Below are 17,099 nucleotides of genomic sequence, written 5' to 3' on the forward strand. Positions count from 1 at the left end.
CGGGCCGATCAGGAGGACGGGTCGACGCGGGACGACACCCCCGACAACGGCCGACAACGGCCGACAACGGCCTCTGGCGACGCGCCAGTAGAGACACATCAACAGAGACACACCGATGAGAGGGGACTCGGCGGCCGTTCGGCGCCGGGTCAGGCCTGCGCGTCCTCGCGGACGTTGGCGCGCACCCAGTCGACGACCGCCTGCGTCGGCGCGCCCGGGGTGAAGATCTCCGCCACACCCTTCTCCTTGAGCGGCGCGATGTCGGCCTCCGGGATGATCCCGCCGCCGAACACCAGGATGTCCGCCGCGTCGCGCTCCTTGAGCAGGTCGATCACCTTGGCGAACAGCGTGTTGTGCGCACCGGAGAGGATGGACAGGCCGATCGCGTCGGCGTCCTCCTGGATCGCGGTGTCCACGATCTGCTCGGGGGTCTGGTGGAGGCCCGTGTAGATGACCTCCATGCCCGCGTCCCGCAGGGCACGCGCGATGACCTTGGCCCCACGATCGTGACCGTCCAGTCCCGGCTTGGCTACGACCACACGGATCGGACCGACTGCCACACCCATCAACGCCTCCATCAACCGACTCAAGCCCGCCGCACCGGCCGGGGAAGTGAACGCACGTTATCCACAGCATCCCTCAACCGTCAGTCGCCCGGTGAAGAGGGAGGGCAACATCACACGGCCACCCGCTCGACCGGCCCTCGAACACGTCCGTCGGCCCCTCCCGCAGGGTTCCGACACGCCGGTCCCACGAGCCCCGACACGGCACTCGGGGGACGGTAGAACCGCCGGTCGGCGTGACCCTGGCATAGGCAACCGGCCCGTTCACCCCAAAACGGTGCCGCACACGTCGAACGTTTGCCGAACACATCCCCAAGGACACGCCCGAGGAACACCGAAACAGGCCCTCCTGTCCCATTGGTGCCCGCAGTATGGCCGCCGAAGATTGTCCAGTCCGCATACCGCCGGGTACAGTCGCCGCACTGCTCTGGCAGCCCCTGTCGTCGAGGCGAAAGAGAAGTTGGTGGACGAGCGTCACCCGTCGGGGAGCATGACGACCCCGGCCCCGGCCTCCGACTCGTCGTCGGCGCCTTACCCGGCGTACGGCGCGTCCGAGCCCTACTACGCGGACTTCACCCCGTACGACGGTCAGGCCTCCCAGGACTACGGCACCGGGTCCTACGAGACGCATATCCACCCCGGCGGTGGATACGACACGGGTTCCTACGCCACGCTGTCCGGCTCCTACGACGCCGGCTCGTACCCGAGCGGTTCCTACGACACGACCGACACGTCCGCCTGGACCGATCCGTCGATGACGGCCCAGTACACCGGCGACGGTTACGGCTCGAACTCCTCCTACGACAGCGGCCAGTGGGACATGGGCGCCCAGTACGACGCCTACGCCGCCCAGTTCTACGCAGAGCAGCACTACGCCGCCCAGGAGACCGGGTCGTCCGACTCCGACGGCTGGGGCGGCGGTGACCCGTACTCCGCCGACGTTCCCGAGCAGGCGACCGGCGGCCACGAGAGCACCGGGCAGTGGAACTGGAACGAGCAGGACACCGAGACCGGCGCCTACGACGCCACCGCGTGGAACTCCGCCGAGGGCGACGCCCACGACACGCCGGAGTCCGCCGACGGCCGGCGTGAGGACGCGGACGGCGAGGACCGCGACCGGCCCAGAGGCCACGACGACCAGCCCGACGGCCGGCCGCACCTCCTGGACGGCCAGGACGAGGCGCTGCCGCACGTCCCCCGGTCCGGTTCGCGCGGACGCCGCCGCACCCCCGCCCGCAGGTCCGCCCTGCTGACCGTCGCGGTGCCCTCGGTCTGCGTGATGGGCGTGGCCGGTGTCGCCGCCGCCTCGGTGGGCGGCGCCGCCGAGGAGACCACCACCCAGGCCGCGTCCGACGCCCAGCCGGTGAAGCCCTCCGTCGCCAACGACAAGGTCTCCGCGCAGTTCAGCGAAGTGACCGTGGCCGCCGCCGACTTCGGCGACCGCGCCAGCCGCGAGCAGGAGCGGATCGACCTCGAGGCCCAGCGCGAGGCCGAGATCAGGAAGGCCGCGGAGGAGGCCGCCAAGAAGGAGCGGCTCCGCCCCAAGTTCGCCAGCCCGGTCTCCGCGCACGGTCTCAGCGCCTACTACGGCGCGGCGGGCGTGAACTGGATGTCGGTGCACACCGGCATCGACTTCCCCGTCTCGTACGGCACGCCGGTGATGGCCGCGACGGACGGGGTGGTCCGCACCCAGTACAACAGCGCGTACGGCAACATGATGATCGTGACGGCCAAGGACGGCACGGAGACCTGGTACTGCCACCTCTCCACGTACAAGCTGGCCGACGGCACGGCCGTGAAGGCCGGCGACACCATCGCCTACTCGGGCAACTCGGGCAACTCCACCGGTCCCCACCTCCACTTCGAGGTCCGCCCGGGCGGCGGCGGTGCGGTCGACCCCCTGGCCTGGCTCCGCAGCCACGGCATCGACCCGACCTGACACCCGAGCGTCGTCCCGCGGCGGCGCACACCGGCTCCGGCGTGGTGCGGCGCGCCGCCGCGGGGACCCCCGTTACAGCTTCTCGACCGGCGCGTACCGCAGCAGCAACCGCTTCGGGCTGCCGTCCCCGAAGTCGATCGTGGCCTGCGCCTTGTCGCCCGCTCCGGCCACGCCGACCACCGTGCCGAGGCCGAACTGGTCGTGGGTGACCCGGTCGCCGACGGACAGGTCGACCACCGGCTTCTCCCCCGCCCGCCGCGTGGCGAAGCCGGAACCGCCCGCGGCGGAGGAACGGGCCCGCGTGGACGACAGCGAGGCCGCGACGCCCGCCGCGGGGCCGCTGCCGAAGCCGCCGCCCGAGGACGAGCCGCCCTTGCGCTTCCAGTCGACGTGCCCGTCCGGGATCTCGTCCAGGAACCGCGACGCCGGGTTGTACGACGGCTGCCCCCACGCACTGCGCAGTTCGGCGCGCGTCAGGTACAGCCGCTCACGGGCGCGGGTGATGCCGACGTAGGCGAGCCGCCGCTCCTCCTCGAGCTCCTTGGTCTGGCTCAGCGCCCGCATGTGCGGGAAGACGCCTTCCTCCATGCCGGTCAGGAAGACCACCGGGAACTCCAGGCCCTTGGCGGTGTGCAGCGTCATCAGCGTGATGACGCCGTCGCCGTCCTCCTCGTCCGGGATCTGGTCGGAGTCGGCGACCAGCGCCACCCGCTCCAGGAAGTCGGCGAGCGTGGAACCGCTTTCGGCCTCCGCGGTCTCCTGCTCGAACTCGAGGGCGACCGCGGCGAGCTCCTGGAGGTTCTCGATCCGCGTCTCGTCCTGCGGGTCCGTGGACGCCTGGAGCTCGGCGAGGTAGCCGGTCCGCTCCAGCACGGCCTCCAGGACCGTCGCCGGACCGGCGCCGGACTCCACCACCGTGCGCAGGTCCTCCATCAGCGTGTTGAACCGCTTGACCGCGTTCGTCGAGCGGGCCGCCATGCCGTACGCCTCGTCGACCCGGACCAGCGCCTGCGGGAAGCTGATCCGCTCCCGCCGCGCCAGTGCCTCGATCATCGCCTCGGCCCGGTCGCCGATGCCCCGCTTGGGCACGTTGAGGATGCGGCGCAGCGGCACCGCGTCCTCCGGGTTGGCCAGCACCCGCAGGTAGGAGAGGACGTCGCGGACCTCCTTGCGCTCGTAGAAGCGCACGCCGCCGACGACCTTGTAGGGCAGCCCGACCCGGATGAAGACCTCTTCGAAGACACGGGACTGCGCGTTGGTCCGGTAGAACACCGCGACGTCGCCCGGCTTGGCGTCGCCGGCGTCGGTGAGGCGGTCTATCTCGTCGGCGACGAACTGCGCCTCGTCGTGCTCGGACGGCGCGACGTAGCCGGTGATCCTGGCGCCCGCGCCGGCGTTGGTCCACAGGTTCTTGGGCCTGCGGGACTCGTTGCGCTCGATGACCGCGTTGGCGGCGCTGAGGATGGTCTGCGTGGAGCGGTAGTTCTGCTCGAGGAGGATCGTCGTGGCGTTCGGGTAGTCCTCCTCGAAGTCGAGGATGTTGCGGATGGTCGCCCCGCGGAACGCGTAGATCGACTGGTCGGCGTCACCCACCACGCACAGCTCGGCCGGCGGCACGTCCTCCGGCGCGGGCGGCACGTCCTCGTCGTGCGTCTCCGAGGCCCCGCCCACCAGCTCACGGACCAGCGCGTACTGGGCGTGGTTGGTGTCCTGGTACTCGTCGACCATGACGTGCCGGAAACGGCGCCGGTAGCTCTCCGCCACGTCCGGGAAGGCGCGGAACAGGTTGACCGTCGTCATGATCAGGTCGTCGAAGTCCAGCGCGTTCGCCTCGCGGAGGCGGGACTGGTACATCGCGTAGGCCTGGGCAAGGGTCTTCTCGAAGCCGTCGGTCGCCTGGGCCGCGAAGTCCTCCTCGTCGATCAGCTCGTTCTTCAGGTTGGAGATCTTCGCGCTGAACGACTTGGGCGGGAACCGCTTCGGGTCCAGGTCCAGGTCGCGGCAGACCAGCGCCATCAGGCGCTTGCTGTCGGCGGCGTCGTAGATCGAGAAGGACGAGGTGAAGCCGAGGCGCTTGCTCTCCCGGCGCAGGATGCGCACGCAGGCGCTGTGGAACGTCATCACCCACATCGCCGAGGCGCGCGGGCCCACCAGCTGCTCGACGCGCTCCTTCATCTCGCCGGCCGCCTTGTTGGTGAAGGTGATGGCGAGGATCTGGCCGGGGTGGACGCCGCGCTCGGCGAGCAGGTAGGCGATGCGGTGGGTCAGCACCCGGGTCTTGCCGGAGCCGGCTCCGGCCACGATGAGCAGCGGGGACCCGGCGTGCACCACGGCGGCGCGCTGGTTCTCGTTCAGCCCGTCCAGCAGGGCGGCGCCGCTCAGGGCGGGGCGCGGGGCGCCGTCGCGGTAGTAGGCGTCCCGGGCGGGCGGCACGTCGAAGCGGCCCGCGAACAGGTCGTCCGGGATCGGCTCCGGAGGGTATTCGCCGTGCTCCTCGTCGGGCGGCGGCGGGGCCTCGTCGTGGGCCGGAGGGGCCTGGAGGCTCGCCAGGTAGCTTTCGTCAAAGAGGCTGCTCATCGCCCTCCGAGTCTAGGTGCCCGCACCGACACCCGTGGCCGGTGGACGAAACCGCCCCCGAACCGTTGCACGCGCCCCCCGGCGCGTCCGCACGCGCGCCCCACGCGCGGACCGGCGCCTCCCCGTCCCTCCCGGTGTGACGAAGGTCCCGCCCCGCGGGCCGCCGCGGGGGCCCGGGGCGGCCCGCGGGCGGACACGGCGTTCTCCGCACACCGGTAGAATTGGGCGGACAGACCCACACCCTGACGCCGGAAGGCCCCCCGTGTCATCAGCGCCCACCGCTGCGTCCGCCGCCCCCGACACCGTCCTGGTCGTCGACTTCGGTGCGCAGTACGCCCAGCTCATCGCCCGTCGCGTCCGCGAGGCACGGGTCTACAGCGAGATCGTGCCGAGCACCATGCCGGTCGAGGAGATCCTCGCCAAGAACCCGGCGGCGATCATCCTCTCCGGCGGCCCCTCGTCCGTGTACGAGCCGGGTGCGCCGACCCTGGACCGCGCCCTCTTCGAGGCCGGCGTCCCCGTCTTCGGCATGTGCTACGGCTTCCAGCTGATGGCGCAGACCCTGGGCGGCCAGGTCGACAACACGGGCGCCCGTGAGTACGGCCGTACCCAGCTCCACGTGAGCCGGTCGGGTTCCACCCTCTTCGAGGGCACCCCGGACGAGCAGCCGGTGTGGATGTCGCACGGCGACGCCTGCTCCGCCGCCCCCGAGGGCTTCGCGGTCACGGCCTCGACCGACGTGGTGCCGGTCGCCGCGTTCGAGAACGACGACAAGAAGCTGTACGGCGTGCAGTACCACCCCGAGGTGATGCACTCCACGTTCGGCCAGCAGATCCTCGAGCACTTCCTGTACCGCGGCGCGGGCCTGCAGCCCACCTGGACCACGGGCAACGTCATCGACGAGCAGGTCACCGCGATCCGCGAGATGGTCGGCGACCGTCGCGCCATCTGCGGCCTGTCCGGCGGCGTGGACTCCGCGGTCGCCGCGGCGCTCGTCCAGAAGGCCATCGGCAAGCAGCTGACCTGCGTCTACGTCGACCACGGCCTGATGCGCAAGGGTGAGACCGAGCAGGTCGAGAAGGACTTCGTCGCCGCCACCGGCGTGGAGCTCAAGGTCGTCGACGCCGAGGAGCGGTTCCTGACCGCGCTCAAGGGCGTCAGCGACCCCGAGGAGAAGCGCAAGATCATCGGCCGGGAGTTCATCCGCGTCTTCGAGCAGGCGCAGGCCGAGATCGTCGCCGAGGCGCCGGGCGACCAGCCCGTCGAGTTCCTGGTCCAGGGCACCCTGTACCCGGACGTCGTCGAGTCCGGCGGCGGCACCGGCACGGCCAACATCAAGTCCCACCACAACGTGGGCGGCCTGCCGGAGGACCTCGAGTTCCAGCTGATCGAGCCGCTGCGCCAGCTGTTCAAGGACGAGGTCCGGATGGTCGGCCAGGAGCTCGGCCTGCCGGAGGAGATCGTCCAGCGGCAGCCGTTCCCCGGCCCCGGCCTCGGCATCCGCATCGTCGGCGAGGTCACCAAGGAGCGCCTGGACCTGCTGCGCGAGGCCGACGCCATCGCCCGCGAGGAGCTCACCGCGGCCGGCCAGGACAGCAAGATCTGGCAGTGCCCGGTGGTCCTGCTCGCGGACGTCCGCAGCGTCGGCGTCCAGGGCGACGGCCGCACCTACGGCCACCCGATCGTGCTGCGCCCGGTCTCGTCCGAGGACGCCATGACGGCCGACTGGTCGCGGCTGCCGTACGAGGTGCTGGAGCGTATCTCCACCCGCATCACCAACGAGGTGCGGGACGTCAACCGCGTGGTGCTGGACGTCACCTCCAAGCCGCCGGGCACCATCGAGTGGGAGTGACCCTTCCCACCACCGCGTGACGCAGGGCGCCGTCCGGCCTTCCGGACGGCGCCCTTCGCCGTCCCCGCCCCTCCCGGAGGACGGATTCCGGCCGAACCGCCCGGGATGTCGCCCCGCGGCCGGGAAACGGGCCGAAATTCTTGGGCCGCGACCGAGACCCGCAGGGCGCCGGGACGGTTGTGAAGGGAGAGGCCGGGACGCGCCCCCGGCTCCCGGCGGCACCCCGCGGCGGAGCGGGCCCCGTGGACCGGACGGGGCGGGCGGTACGGCACAATTCCCCTACGCGGCAGCGGAGTTGCCGTTGTGACGATCGTTGCGGAAGGCGGACACGGCGTGGCGGTGCAGGAGGCGCGGCAGGGCGCCGACGCGGCGAAGGACACCCATGAGGGCGGCTGCACGTGCGGGGACTGTCCGCACGGCGCACGCGCGGGACACCGGAAGGCCGTGGCGGCCTTCCTCCACCAGCGGGACGAGTTCGCCGCCGGAAAGGGACTGCCCGCCGCGGTCGCCCACTCGGCGTCCGCCTCGCGGCAGTGGGTCTCCGACGAGCTGACCCAGTCCGCCGCGGAGGTCGCCGAGCGCAGCCGGGCCGAGGGCCAGGCCTGGCTGGCACGGCTGTGGCGGGTCACGCTCTACGCCGTGTGGGGAGCGGTACTGCTGCTCCTGCTGGTGCAGGCCCTCACCGCGATCGGGGCGGGATGGACACCGGCCCGGACGGCCGGGCTGCTCGCGGCCCTGGTGACGGCCGCCGCGCTCTCCGCCGCCTCCTGGTACCACCGCGCTCGCGGCGGGGTGCTCGCGCCGGTGATCGGCGAGGACAACCGTCTGTCCACCTCGCGCGCGGTGGCCGTCGCGTGGGTGCTGTTCACCGCCTTCGCCGTGCTCACCCTGGCCGGCCAGCTCGCCGCCGCCTCCGGGCACCGGGAGCGCGACGCGCTGATCGCGGGCCTCGACCTGGCGCGCGGGGCGGGCATGGTGACGGTGCTGGCCGTGGTGTGCGCCATCGCGGTACTGGTCCGCCGGGTGGTGAGCCTGCGCGTGCAGGGGCAGCGGCTGCAGAAGGTGCGCGCGCACCGGCCGCGCGCGGCGGACCTGCTGACCGACGACGCCGGGCGCGGCAGCTTCGCCGACATCCAGTACGTCGTGATCTCCGCGGTGGCGCTGGTCTTCGGCCTGGTCCGGCTGGCGCGCAAGCCGGAGCAGTTGCCCGACCTGCCGTGGGGGCTGGCCGTGGTGGTGCTGATCTCGGCGGCGACCTACCTGGCCGGCAAGTACGCGGAGGGCGGCCGTCCGGTCGTGCTCTCCGTGGTGCGGGCCCGGGAGGCGGGGGACCTCGACGGGCCGATCCGCACAGGCGACGACATCGAGATCCGCGGGGCGGGCTTCGTGCCGCCGGGGGCGCAGGGCGCGGACCGTCTGTCGCGGATGGTCGTCCGCATAGGAGCGGTCAACGTCCACGTGCCGCTGGTGCCGGTGGCGGGCGGTTTCAGCAACCCGTCCGACACGGTGCTGACGGTGCCGGTGCCGGCCGACGTCGAGCCCGGCCGCGTCGAGGTCCAGGTCGTCACCGCGGCCGGCCTCGAGACCAACCGGGTGGTCGTCGACGTCACCGAGTGACCCCCTTGCGTCCGCGCGGCACCCCCTTGCGGGGCATACGCCAGGAGGAGCGGGACGCGGGGGCGATGGTTACCACCAGCCGCCCCGGTGTGACGCAGCGCCACGCTCAGGACAAGGTCACGAAAACGTATCGGGCATATCGCACACCGTCCTTCACACGGACCCCACACGTTGGCTAACGTGCCGCGCGGGCCGTCCGACCCCGACCCGCGAACCTCGCCGGTCCGTGCGGCCCCCGCCGAGTCCGGCCCCGCGCCGGAGCCGGGCCCGCACGCACCACCTGGGGTGAATCGTTCCGGCCCCGCCGGACCGTAGGGCAACCCTTCCGGAACTGCCGCCCGAACCCGACAGCTGACCCGGTAGGCGGGAGACGGAAGGAGTCGCCGCCTTGGCGTCGCACCGAAAACCCCGCCCCGCGGGTCTGCTCGCGGGCATACGCACCCCCGCCCTGGCGACCGTCGCCCTCACCTCCCTGGCCCTGCTGGGCCAGACCGCCCAGGCCGCCCCGTCCGACCGCCCGAGCCTCGAAGAGGTCCAGGAGAAGGTCGACGGCCTCTACCGCCAGGCCGAGGCGGCGACCGAGAAGTACAACTCCGCCAAGGAGCAGAGCGAGGCCCAGCGCCAGGAGCTCGACAAGCTGCTCGACGAGGTCGCCGAGCGCACCGACGAGCTGAACGAGGCCCGCGAGAAGCTCGGTTCGTACGCCGCCGCCCAGTACCGCTCCGGCACCGCGCTCCCCGACACCGCCACCTTCCTCCTCGCCGAGGCCCCCGAGGACTACTTCGGGCAGGCCCAGCTGATGGACCGTCTGACCGCCCGCCAGCAGGAGGCGGTCGACGCGTTCGTGGAGCGGCAGGCCGCCACCGCCGAGAAGCGGCAGGAGGCCTCCGAGAGCATGGAGACCCTGAGCTCCTCCGAGGAGGAGCTCCGCACCAGCAAGGCGACCGTCCAGAAGAAGCTGAGCGACGCCCGCGAACTGCTGGCCGAGCTGACCGCCGAGGAGAAGGCGCGGCTCGCCGAGATCGAGCGGACAAAGGAGGAGGAGGCCCGCCGCAAGGCCGAGGAACTGGCACGGCAGCAGGCCGCCGAGGAGAAGGCCCGTCAGGAGGCGGCGGCCGAGGAGGCCGAGGAAGCCGCCGAGGAGGGCTCCACCGGCGGCGACACCGGCTCCGGCGGCTCCACCGACGCCTCCGCCTCGCAGGGCCAGAAGGCCGTCGCGTTCGCCGAGGCCCAGATCGGCCTGCCCTACGTGTGGGGCGCGACCGGCCCGGACTCCTACGACTGCTCGGGTCTCACCCAGGCCGCCTGGAAGGCCGCCGGCGTGGACCTGCCGCGCACCACCTACGACCAGGTCGACGCCGGGACCACCGTCCCGGTCTCCCAGGCGCAGCCGGGCGACCTGGTCTTCTTCTACGACGACGTCACCCACGTGGGCGTCTACATCGGCGGCGGCATGATGGTCCACGCTCCGAAGCCGGGCACGAACGTCCGCGAGGAGTCGATCTACTACGACGGCGAGGGCTCCATCCACAGCATCGTGCGCCCCTCCTGAACGGCCCCGAGGACGCGCGACGGCCCGCACGCTCCTGGCGTGCGGGCCGTCGCGGTACGCGTCAGGGACGCGGGATCACGTCCACAGCACCGCGATGAAGATGTTGACCGTGGTGAGCGCCCCCACCAGGGCGAACTGCCCCTTGGACACCCGCTCCTCGTCACGCTTCACGTAGACCAGGCCGAGGATCACGATCAGCAGCAGCAGCTTGATGCCGATCTTGACGTGGTTGACCGAGGCGCCCTGGGCCTCGTTGAGGCCCACCAGGACGATGCCGGTGACCAGCATGGTGAGGGCGCCGTGCAGCATGCCCGGGGTGAAGCGGGCGGTGCCCTGACCGATGGCCTTCATCTGGTGGAAGAAACCGCCGAGCAGCGCGGCGATACCGATGATGTGAAGACCGACGAAGATGTGCAGGAGTACGTCCATGCCGGGGAGCCTAGCCACCGCCCGCGGCGGCTCCCGCGGCGGGCCGCCGCGTAACGCCCCTCCCGCCCCACCCGCCCCGGACGTGCACAAACGGTCGTGAGAGCACATCGATCCGTCATGACCGAAGCGCCTTACAACCCTCTCGAGTCCGCCCGTGACTCTTTGCAGTCATCTCCGCACAAACCGTTACCGTACGGTGACCTACCGGATTAGCGTCCTCCCCCAGGTGACCGGCTCCCCCACCTGTCGTCCCGACCGGACGGCGTCGGCCACCCCATCGAAGGTCCGGCGGCGGCCCGCCTCCCCTGTGCGGGCCGCCGCCGGATTGTGTGACCGTCCCTCCAGTGGGGCGGGACGTACGGAAGGACGTGGACTCCAACGTGGCATCGCACCGCAAACCCCCACAGCACCGGAGCGGCGGCAGGGCACGCACCCTGCTCACCGCGGTACTCGCGGGAGCGGCGGCCTCGGCGGGACTCGAGGGGGTCGGACACGCGGCGCCGAAGCCGACGCCGGAACAGGTCAGGGAAGAGGTCGACCAGCTGTACCGGGAGGCCGAGGCGGCCACCGAGAAGTACAACGGCGCCCAGGAGAGGACCCGGGTCGCCGAACGCCGGGTGGACCAGCTGCAGGACGAGGCCGCCCGGCGGGCCGAGGAGCTGAACGAGGCGCGTGAGGCACTGGGCTCGGCCGCCGCCGCCCAGTACCGCTCCGGGAACGGTCTCGACCCCGCCATGCAGCTGGCGCTCTCCTCCGACCCCGACCGCTTCCTGCGGGACGCGGGTTTCGCCCAGCGCGCCGGCGACCTCCAGGCCACCGAGATCGCCTCCGTGTCGCAGCAGATCCGCGAACTCGACGAGGTGCGGGACGACGCCCGGACCGAACTGGAGCGGCTGCGCGACCAGCAGGAGCGGGCCGAGCGTCACAAGCGGACCGTCACCGGGAAGCTGGAGAAGGCCCGCCGGCTGCTCTCCCGGCTGACCGCCGAGGAACGCGCCCGCCTCGCGGAGGCGTCGGGCGGCGGCGCGGAGGCGTCACCGGGCAAGGGCGGCGGGTCCGCCGGCACCCAGGGCTCCGGCGGCAGGATCTCCGCACCCGACTCCCGCGCGGCGGCCGCCATCGCCTACGCCCAGCGGAAGCTCGGCAGCCCCTACGTCTGGGGCGCCACCGGGCCCAACGCCTTCGACTGCTCCGGACTGATCCAGGCCGCCTACCGCTCCGCGGGGGTCTCCCTGCCCCGCACCACCTACGCCCAGATCGACGCCGGCCGGCGCGTGTCCCGTTCCCAGCTCCGCCCCGGCGACCTGGTGTTCTTCTACCCGGGCGTCACCCATGTGGGCATGTACATCGGCCAGGGCAGGATGATCCACGCGCCGAACCCCTCGGCCCCGGTCCGGATCGCCCCCATCGACGAAATGCCCTTCGCCGGGGCGACCCGCGTGGTCTGAGCGGACCGGAGCGCGCGGGGCGGGGACGGGCAGGCCCGCCGTCAGACCAGGCGTCGGGCCGTGGCCCAGCGGGTCAGCTCGTGCCGGTTGGAGAGCTGGAGCTTGCGCAGGACCGCCGAGACGTGCGACTCCACCGTCTTCACCGAGATGAAGAGCTGCTTGGCGATCTCCTTGTAGGCGTAGCCGCGCGCGATCAGCCGGAGCACCTCCCGCTCCCGCTGGGTGAGCCGGTCCAGGTCCTCGTCCACCGGCGGGGCGTCGGTGGAGGCGAAGGCGTCCAGGACGAAGCCGGCCAGCCGGGGCGAGAACACCGCGTCGCCCTCCTGGACCCGGAAGACCGAGTCGACCAGGTCCGACCCGGTGATCGTCTTGGTGACGTACCCGCGGGCACCGCCGCGGATGACGCCGATCACGTCCTCCGCGGCGTCGGACACCGAGAGGGCGAGGAACCGGACCGGCTGCTCCGGGTCGGAGGCGAGGCCCGCGCACCGGCGCAGCACCTCGACGCCGCCGCCGCCCGGCAGGTGGACGTCGAGCAGGACGACCTCGGGCCGCGTGGCGGTGATCACCGTGACCGCCTGGTCGACGTCGGCGGCCTCGCCGACCACCTCCACTCCGGTGCGCTCCGTCTCGCCGATCTCGGCGCGCACCCCCGTGCGGAACATGCGGTGGTCGTCGACGAGCACGACCCTCACCCGGCGTCCGGCACCCGGCTCGCCGCCCGTGCCCGCCTCGATGCCCGTGCCCTCGGGGCCGGTGGCTCCGGTCGCGTCGCTCATGACGTCCTCTCCGCCCTCTCCATCTCCAGCTCGACCTCGGTGCCCCCGTCGGGCGCGGCCCGCACACGGGCCGTGCCGCCGTTGCGTTCCATGCGGCCGATGATCGACTCCCGGACACCCATCCGGTCGGCGGGTATCGCGTCCAGGTCGAAGCCGGGGCCGCGGTCGCGGATGGACACGAACACCGTCCTCCCCTCCACCTCGGCGTAGACCTGGACCGGCCCGCCGTCGCCACCGTACTTGGCGGCGTTCACCATGGCCTCCCGCGCGGCCTGGATCTGGGCGGCCAGTTTCTCGTCGAGCGGGCAGTCGCCGACCACCACGACCTCGAGGGGGACGCCGTGCTTGTCCTCCACCTCGGCCGCGGTGCTCCGGACCGCCTCGGCGAGCGTCTCCGGCTCGGTCTCCTCCTCCTTGCCGGAGCCCTCGGGCCGGTACAGCCAGGCCCGCAGCTCGCGCTCCTGGGCCCGGGCCAGCCGGCGGACCTCGCCGGGGCTGTCGGCGTTGCGCTGGATCAGCGTCAGCGTGTGCAGCACCGAGTCGTGGACGTGGGCGGCCACCTCGGCGCGTTCCTGGGCGCGGATGCGCATCAGCCGTTCCGCGGAGAGGTCCTGGGTCATCCGCACCAGGTAGGGGCCGGCGAGCAGGGCCACGCCGACCAGGACGGCCAGCGCGGCCTGCAGCACGGAGCCGAGGTGGGCGGCCGAGCCCTGCAGGACGAACATCCCCGAGACGCCGGCCGTCACCAGCAGGACGCCCGCCGCCGCGCGGGCCAGCGTCACCGTGCGGCGACGGCGGCCGACCTCCATCCAGCGGGCCCGCCGCGCGTTGTCCGCCTGACGCCACACCAGGGCCACACCGGCCGCGACCAGCACCGCGGGCCACAGGTAGGCCCGCGTCCCGCCGCCCAGGTCCACACTGCCCACGAAGACCAGCGCGACCACCACCATCAGCAGCAGCGCGACCAGTTGCCCCCGGTCGGGCTTGCGCGCCACCAGTCGGCGCGGCGAGGAGGCCCCGGACGCCGACGCGGCCTGCTGCTTCCGGCCGTCCGCCGCACCGACGCCGCCGACGCCCAGCGGGACGAAGAACCAGAACGCCGCGTAGAGCAGCGCCCCCAGCCCCTGCGCCACGAACAGGCCCACGAAGGTCAGGCGGACCCAGGCCACGGGCAGGCCGAGATGCCCGGCGAGCCCCCGCGCCACGCCCCCGAGCCAGCGTCCGTCGCCGCTGCGGTAGAGCTTGCGCGGCGGCCGCTGTTCGTCGAGTACTGCTGCGGCTTCCGGCATGCCACGATCGTCACACGCCGCGTCCTCCGGGTCATCAGGGTCCGCCCCCGAGAGGACCCTGATCCCCACCCCGGCGCGCCTCGAACGGTTCCCCTCCGGGACGCCGGGGCGCGGCCCACCGCCGGGACGGCGGACCACTCCGCGGCGGGCGCCCAGGGCATACCGTCGGCCCCGACACCCCGGCCTGCCTCGGCCTCGGCCCCGGCCCGGCGTCGGCCTCGCCCCCCCGGCCTGCTCCGCTCCGGCCCAGGCCCGGCGGCGTCGGCTCCGATCTCGGCCCGGCGTCGGCCCTGCCTCGGTGTCCAGCCTCGGCGCCCGGGACCTCGACCGGGTCCTCGGCCCAGGGCTTCGGCCCAGGGCTTCGGCACGAGAGGCTTCAGCACAAGAGGCTTCGGCCCGGGACCTCGGGGAGGATCTCAGGGTCTTCCCAGGGTCGTCCCGACTCCCGCTGGGGCGTCCCGCCCGTCACCATGAAGGCATGACGGATCACCACCACCCGCACGACCCCGCGTCCGCCGACGCGGGGCGGCGCGCCGGTGCGTCCGCGACCGCCGACGAGCGGCCGGAACAGGAGCGGGAACCACGGCCGCTGCGGCGCGACCGGCGGTACAAGATGCTCGGCGGCGTCTGCGCGGGTCTGGGCCGGCAGTGCGACATGGACCCGGTGATCTTCCGGATCACCCTCGCGGTGCTCTCGGCGACCGGCGGCATCGGTCTCGTCTTCTACGGTTTCGCCTGGCTCCTGGTCCCCTACGAGGGCGAGGAGGAGAACGAGATACGCCGCCTGCTCACCGGCCGGGTGGACGGTCCGGCGCTGGCCTCGGTGCTGTTCGCCCTGGTGGGCTGCGGGGTGTTCCTGTCCATGCTGGGCAACGGCGGGGTGCTGACCTTCGGCGCGGTGCTCGCCCTGCTGCTGGCCGGGGCGGGCTACTGGTCCCGTCACCGGGACGCTCCCGGGCCGGACCCGCTGGCCGCCCAGGCCGCGGCCGACGCCCCGCCGGAGGCGCAGGCTCCCCCGGTCGCGGTCCCGGGCCCGTCCTGGTGGCGGGAGCCGATCGTCAAGGACGGCACCTTCGTCGGGGGCACGGGCTACCTGTGGGGCCCCGGCGACCTGCGGAACACCTCCGACAGGGACCTCGCGGCGGCGCTCACCATCTCCCGCGGCGGCGCCACCGCCGCGGATGGCGCGGCCGGCCGGGCTCCGAGTGCGGGCCGGTCCCGGAGCGCGGGGCCGCGCCCCCGTTCCCTCGGCGGGACGACGTTCCTGCTGGCCGTGGCGGCGGGAGTGCTGGCCACCGGCCTGGGCGGGGACGGCACCCCGGCCGTCAGCGCCGTCCAGCAGGGCCTGGCCTGCGCCCTGCTGGTCCTCGGGCTCGGCCTGGCCGTCAGCTCCTTCCTCGGCCGCACCGGCGCCGGCACCGTCTTCTGGGGCCTGGTCACGGCGGCCCTGCTGACCGTGTCGGCGGCCCTGCCGAGGAGCGTGGACGCGGACTGGATGCGCGTGGAATGGCGTCCGGCCTCCGCGGCCGAGGCCCGCGACGGCTACCAGCTGGGCATGGGCCTGGCCCGACTGGACCTGACACGCCTGCCGGTGACGGACGGGCAGACGGTGCCGGTCGAGGCCGATGTCGGCACCGGGCGGCTGGAGGTGATCGTCCCGGACGACCTGAGGGTCAGGACGCGGATCGAGGTCGGCATGGGCGACATCCGTTCGCCCGCCGCCGCCGGGAAGGACACCGGCCTCGGCGGCGGGCTGATCGAGGAGTACACACTGCCCGCGGCGGACGGCGGGGACGGCGACGGCCAGGACGACCGGCCGGCCGGGACGATCGACCTGCGCCTCGAGGTGGGCGCCGGGAACGTGGAGGTGACCCGTGTGGCGTCATGAGTTCCAGCCGGGGCGCTTCACCGCCGGCCTGGTCCTGATCACGACCGGCGTGCTCTTCGCGGGCGACGCCGCCGGGGAGTGGAGCGTGCCGTGGTTCGTGGCGATTCCGCTGGTGGTGGGCGGCCTCTCGCTGGCCGGGGCGGCCGGCCTGGTCGCCCGCACCCTCCGCTCCGGACGGGACTCCGGCGACGACCCCGCGACCTGACACCCGCGGCGCCGCGGCGCGCCTCACCGTGGACGGGAGTCTCACGATGCGGGCCGGGTTGGAGCCCGGGCGTCCCTCCGGCCATACTGGCCTCATGTCCGCGCTTTCGAGCTACACGTTTACCTATGGCACCCGGCCCGCCGGCTGCCATGGTCGTGCTGCTCACCGCGGATAGACCGCAGAGCGACTTCCCAGGCGCCCCGGGCCGGCAAGGCCCGGGGCGCCTGTCGTTTTCCCGGACCCACCGGCGCCGGGGCCTCACCGCACACCACGGAGGAGACCCCGATGAGCATCACCCCCACCACGACCCCCCTGGCCACCCCCGCGTCCACCGGCCCCACCGCCCAGGACACGGACCCGGCCGAGGTCATCGCCGACGCCCGGACGCGGATCGACGCCCTCGACGACCGCATCCTGGGGCTGGTGCAGGAACGCATGGCCGTGTCCTCCGTGATCCAGCAGACCCGCATCTCCGCCGGTGGCCGCCGGGTGAACCTGTCCCGCGAGATGGAGGTCCTCTCCCGCTACCGCGACGCCCTGGGCCGGCCGGGCACCTCCCTGGCGATGACCATCCTGGAGCTCTCCCGCGGCCGCGTGTGAACCGCCGTCCCGAAGAGCCCGCCCGCACGGGCCGACGCACCGGACGGACCAGGCAGACCAGATGGACCGGACGGGCCGGACGGACCGGACCAGCCGCCCCGCCCACCCGTCGACGCCGGACCGCCGCACGGTCACCCGTCCGGGACCGTGACCGTCCACCCGCACCCTTCGTTGGTCCGGTTGTCCGTGCCGGCCAGGCACGGCTCCCGAAAAAACCCACGCGTGGCTTGCTGGAGCGATGAGGCGCACGGAACACCGTGCCGTGCGCCGTGGGACCGTCGCTCCAGGGTGGTGACCGGACGGCAGGGGACAGCAGCCCGGTCCAACCGGAAAAACGGCCGGCTCCGGGGACGCCCGGAGC

13 protein-coding genes and 1 riboswitch are annotated in these 17,099 nt (G+C 73.1%); of the genes, 8 read left to right on the top strand and 5 right to left on the bottom strand.

The features are described 5' to 3' along the window. Window positions 1-149: 149 nt before the first annotated feature. A complete protein-coding gene (locus ACWD3O_RS03555; protein WP_451414735.1) occupies window positions 150-566 on the bottom strand; it encodes a cobalamin B12-binding domain-containing protein in 417 nt (138 codons plus the stop codon). 487 nt (window positions 567-1,053) lie between these two features. Between ACWD3O_RS03555 and ACWD3O_RS03560 the strand changes: the two genes are divergently transcribed. Further along, window positions 1,054-2,502 carry a M23 family metallopeptidase gene (locus ACWD3O_RS03560; protein WP_451414736.1) on the top strand — a complete coding sequence of 483 codons (1,449 nt, stop codon included), beginning with the start codon at window positions 1,054-1,056 and terminating at the stop codon, window positions 2,500-2,502. A gap of 72 nt (window positions 2,503-2,574) precedes the next feature. Here ACWD3O_RS03560 and pcrA read toward each other — a convergent pair whose 3' ends face one another. After that, on the bottom strand, window positions 2,575-5,079 hold the full coding sequence (gene pcrA, locus ACWD3O_RS03565) for a DNA helicase PcrA (protein ID WP_451414737.1): 2,505 nt from the start codon (window positions 5,077-5,079) through the stop codon (window positions 2,575-2,577). A gap of 262 nt (window positions 5,080-5,341) precedes the next feature. Between pcrA and guaA the strand changes: the two genes are divergently transcribed. The 3 genes from guaA to ACWD3O_RS03580 all read left to right on the top strand — a co-directional run bounded on the left by guaA (window position 5,342) and on the right by ACWD3O_RS03580 (window position 10,100). Beyond that, entirely contained in the window at window positions 5,342-6,931 is a 1,590-nt protein-coding gene (gene guaA / locus ACWD3O_RS03570; RefSeq protein ID WP_451414738.1) for a glutamine-hydrolyzing GMP synthase, read from the top strand. A gap of 333 nt (window positions 6,932-7,264) precedes the next feature. Then, entirely contained in the window at window positions 7,265-8,548 is a 1,284-nt protein-coding gene (locus ACWD3O_RS03575) for a hypothetical protein (protein ID WP_451414833.1), read from the top strand. A 226-nt stretch (window positions 8,549-8,774) separates the two neighbouring features. Next, window positions 8,775-8,929, top strand: a riboswitch (cyclic di-AMP (ydaO/yuaA leader). 7 nt (window positions 8,930-8,936) lie between these two features. Next, window positions 8,937-10,100 carry an NlpC/P60 family protein gene (locus ACWD3O_RS03580; protein WP_451414739.1) on the top strand — a complete coding sequence of 388 codons (1,164 nt, stop codon included), beginning with the start codon at window positions 8,937-8,939 and terminating at the stop codon, window positions 10,098-10,100. 75 nt (window positions 10,101-10,175) lie between these two features. Here the strand turns inward: ACWD3O_RS03580 and ACWD3O_RS03585 are convergent, their stop codons facing one another. After that, the gene (locus ACWD3O_RS03585) at window positions 10,176-10,529 is read right to left on the bottom strand and encodes a hypothetical protein (RefSeq protein WP_451414740.1); all 354 of its coding nucleotides are present in this window, start codon (window positions 10,527-10,529) and stop codon (window positions 10,176-10,178) included. Between the two features lie 380 nt (window positions 10,530-10,909). Between ACWD3O_RS03585 and ACWD3O_RS03590 the strand changes: the two genes are divergently transcribed. Further along, the gene (locus ACWD3O_RS03590) at window positions 10,910-11,977 is read left to right on the top strand and encodes an NlpC/P60 family protein (protein ID WP_451414834.1); all 1,068 of its coding nucleotides are present in this window, start codon (window positions 10,910-10,912) and stop codon (window positions 11,975-11,977) included. A gap of 41 nt (window positions 11,978-12,018) precedes the next feature. Here the strand turns inward: ACWD3O_RS03590 and ACWD3O_RS03595 are convergent, their stop codons facing one another. Further along, window positions 12,019-12,756: a LuxR C-terminal-related transcriptional regulator gene (locus ACWD3O_RS03595; RefSeq protein WP_451410512.1), complete on the bottom strand. Its 738-nt coding sequence runs from the start codon at window positions 12,754-12,756 to the stop codon at window positions 12,019-12,021. Continuing rightward, entirely contained in the window at window positions 12,753-14,045 is a 1,293-nt protein-coding gene (locus ACWD3O_RS03600) for an ATP-binding protein (protein WP_451414741.1), read from the bottom strand. Before ACWD3O_RS03600 ends, ACWD3O_RS03595 begins: the two co-directional genes overlap by 4 nt. A gap of 478 nt (window positions 14,046-14,523) precedes the next feature. On the opposite strand from ACWD3O_RS03600, the gene ACWD3O_RS03605 reads away from it, so the two are divergent. The 3 genes from ACWD3O_RS03605 to ACWD3O_RS03615 all read left to right on the top strand — a co-directional run bounded on the left by ACWD3O_RS03605 (window position 14,524) and on the right by ACWD3O_RS03615 (window position 16,738). Continuing rightward, window positions 14,524-15,933, top strand: coding sequence for a PspC domain-containing protein (locus ACWD3O_RS03605; protein WP_451414742.1), 1,410 nt, complete (start codon window positions 14,524-14,526; stop codon window positions 15,931-15,933). After that, on the top strand, window positions 15,920-16,138 hold the full coding sequence (locus ACWD3O_RS03610) for a hypothetical protein (protein WP_451410515.1): 219 nt from the start codon (window positions 15,920-15,922) through the stop codon (window positions 16,136-16,138). Before ACWD3O_RS03605 ends, ACWD3O_RS03610 begins: the two co-directional genes overlap by 14 nt. A gap of 285 nt (window positions 16,139-16,423) precedes the next feature. Continuing rightward, window positions 16,424-16,738, top strand: coding sequence for a chorismate mutase (locus tag ACWD3O_RS03615; RefSeq protein ID WP_451410516.1), 315 nt, complete (start codon window positions 16,424-16,426; stop codon window positions 16,736-16,738). Window positions 16,739-17,099 lie beyond the last annotated feature (361 nt).

The sequence above is a fragment of the Streptomyces sp. NPDC002640 genome, from assembly GCF_053592575.1.